General features: G+C 68.8%; 2 protein-coding genes. Both read left to right on the top strand.

Annotated features, from left to right (window positions below; all coding sequences use genetic code 11):
* A partial coding sequence (oxlT, locus tag FV228_RS25260) for an oxalate/formate MFS antiporter (RefSeq protein ID WP_246694025.1) occupies positions 1-882 on the top strand: 882 nt, incomplete at its 5' end.
* 250 nt (positions 883-1132) lie between these two features.
* Positions 1133-2878 carry an oxalyl-CoA decarboxylase gene (gene oxc / locus FV228_RS25250; RefSeq protein WP_147857059.1) on the top strand — a complete coding sequence of 582 codons (1746 nt, stop codon included), beginning with the start codon at positions 1133-1135 and terminating at the stop codon, positions 2876-2878.
* The last annotated feature ends 71 nt before the right edge of the window (positions 2879-2949 follow it).

Genomic DNA, 2949 nt, shown 5'->3' with positions numbered 1-2949 from the left:
CCACTTCAGCGCGTTGCCCACACAGGTGCCGTAGACCGAGCCGGCGCCGATGCCGCCGACCACCGCGCCGAGATAGAGCAGCGCGAGGCTGTCGGCGTAGGCGTCGATGGTCCAGGCCAGGGCGCGATCGTCCTCGCTCTCGCCTTCCTGCTGCGCAAGCCCGTTTCCGCCGCGCCGATCCAGCGCAAGAGCCTGCGCCTGCCCCAGACGAAGGTCGACCGCAGCCCCCGCGAGGCGATTCGCACGCCGGTCTTCTGGGTGATGTACGCGATGTTCGTCATGGTCGCCTCGGGCGGCCTGATGGCGGCGGCGCAGATCGCCCCGATCGCCCAGGACTTCCACGTGGCCGGCGTCCCGGTCAGCCTGTTCGGCCTGCAGATGGCGGCGCTGACCCTGGCGATCTCCCTCGACCGGATCTTCGACGGCTTCGGCCGGCCGTTCTTCGGCTACGTCTCCGACCATATCGGCCGCGAGAACACGATGTTCATCGCCTTCTCGACGGCGGCGCTCGCGGTGATCGTGCTGCTCACCTACGGCCATCACCCGATGGTGTTCGTGTTCGCCACCGCGGTCTATTTCGGGGTGTTCGGCGAGATCTACTCGCTGTTCCCGGCCACCTGCGGGGACACGTTCGGATCGAAGTATGCCGCCAGCAACGCCGGCCTGCTCTACACCGCCAAGGGCACCGCGGCGTTCCTGGTGCCGTTCGCCAGCCTGCTGTCGGCGGCCTATGGCTGGTCGGCGGTGTTCTCGCTGATCATCGGTCTCAACGTCGCCGCCGCCGCGCTCGCGATCTTCCTGCTGCGGCCGCTGCGCGCCCGCTACCTCGCCGAGGGCGAGCGTCCCGCGGCGCTCGCCGCCCAGCCGATCCGGGTGGTCTGAATGCGCCCGATGTCACGACAAGCATCGAACGCGGCTTGAAATCCACGGATCTCCTATCCTCCTCCTCATGAGGTGACGAAGCGATGCGGGGGCCTCGAAGGAGGGCTCCAGGGATCGCAGAGACTTCTGGAGGGCTCCTTCGAGGCCCGCTGGCGCGGGCACCTCAGGTGAGGGAAGCGGATAGGAGATCCCACGAACACAGCCCCTGAGAGCCGCCCCTACCGACACTGAATTTCCGGGAGAGACAGCGATGACCGCACTGGCAAAGATCGTCCACACCGCCCCCGAGATCGACGCCGAGCCGGATCTCACCGACGGCTTCCACCTCGTCATCGACGCGCTCAAGCTCAACGGCATCGAGACGATCTACGGCGTCCCGGGCATCCCGATCACCGATCTCGGCCGCATGGCCCAGGCCGCGGGGATGCGGGTCGTGTCGTTCCGGCACGAGCAGCACGCGGGCAACGCCGCCGCGATCGCCGGCTTCCTTACGCAGAAGCCCGGCATCTGCCTCACGGTCTCGGCGCCGGGCTTCCTGAACGGCCTCACGGCGCTGGCCAACGCCACGACCAACTGCTTCCCGATGATCCTGATCTCGGGCTCCTCCGAGCGCGAGATCGTCGATCTCCAGCAGGGCGACTACGAGGAGATGGACCAGCTCGCCATCGCCAAGCCCCTGTGCAAGGCGGCCTTCCGGGTGCTGCACGCCGCCGATATCGGCATCGGCGTCGCCCGGGCGATCCGCGCGGCCTGCTCGGGGAGGCCCGGCGGCGTCTATCTCGACCTGCCGGCCAAGCTGTTCTCGCAGGTGATGGAGGCCGAGGCCGGCCAGAAGTCGCTGGTGAAGGTGATCGATCCGGCTCCGGCCCAGCGCCCCGCCCCCGACGCCATCGCCCGGGCGCTCGACGTGCTGAAATCCGCCCGCCGCCCGCTGATCGTGCTCGGCAAGGGCGCGGCCTACGCCCAGGCCGACGACGCGATCCGTGCCCTCGTGGAGACCAGCGGCATCCCGTACGTGCCGATGAGCATGGCCAAGGGCCTGCTGCCCGACACGCACCCGCTCTCGGCTGGGGCCGCGCGCTCGACGGCGCTCAAGGATTCCGACGTGGTGCTGCTGGTCGGCGCCCGGCTGAACTGGCTGCTGTCGCACGGCAAGGGCAAGAGCTGGGGCGAGCCGGGCTCGACCAAGTTCATCCAGATCGACATCGAGCCCCGCGAGATGGATTCGAACGTCGAGATCGTCGCCCCGGTGGTCGGCGACATCGCGTCCTGCGTGCAGGCGCTGCTCGACGGCATGGGCCAGGGCTGGCAGCAGCCCCCCGCCGACTGGATCGACACGCTGAAGACGAAGCGCGAGGCGAACTTCGCCAAGATGGCGCCCAAGCTCATGAGCAACGCCTCGCCCATGACCTTCCACGCCGCGCTCGGCGCCCTGCGGACGATCGTGAAGGAGCGGCCCGACGCGATCCTGGTCAACGAGGGCGCCAACACCCTCGACCTCGCCCGGGGCATCATCGACATGTACCAGCCGCGCAAGCGCCTGGATGTCGGCACCTGGGGCATCATGGGCATCGGCATGGGCTTCGCCGTCGCCGCCGCGATCGAGACCGGCAAGCCGGTCCTGTGCGTGGAGGGCGACAGCGCCTTCGGCTTCTCCGGCATGGAGGTCGAGACGATCTGCCGGTACGGGCTGCCGGTCTGCATCGTCGTGTTCAACAACAACGGCATTTACCGCGGCACCGATTCCGACCCGACCGGGCGCGACCCGGGCACCACGGTGTTCGTGAAGGATTCCCGCTACGACAAGATGATGGAGGCGTTCGGCGGCGACGGCTACCACGTCACCTCGCCGGACGAGCTGACCCGGGCGGTCAACGCCGCCATGGATTCCGGCCGGCCGTCTCTGGTCAACGCCGTGATCGACCCGGCCGCCGGCAGCGAGAGCGGCAACATCGGCAGCCTCAACCCGCAGAGCGGGATCAAGAAGAAAGTTTGAGGTGGGCGGGACACGGCCCCTCTCAAGGACACGGGCGTCTCCCTCCCCCCTCTGCGGGGGAGGGAGACGCC

This window comes from Methylobacterium sp. WL18 (assembly GCF_008040015.1).
Classification (GTDB): Bacteria; Pseudomonadota; Alphaproteobacteria; order Rhizobiales; family Beijerinckiaceae; genus Methylobacterium; species Methylobacterium mesophilicum.
This window is presented reverse-complemented; position numbering and strand designations above follow the sequence as displayed.

Bases quoted from the DNA above. Each gene is read 5' to 3' on its own strand.
- oxc (WP_147857059.1), top strand. From the start codon at position 1,133: ATGACCGCACTGGCAAAGATCGTCCACACCGCCCCCGAGATCGACGCC.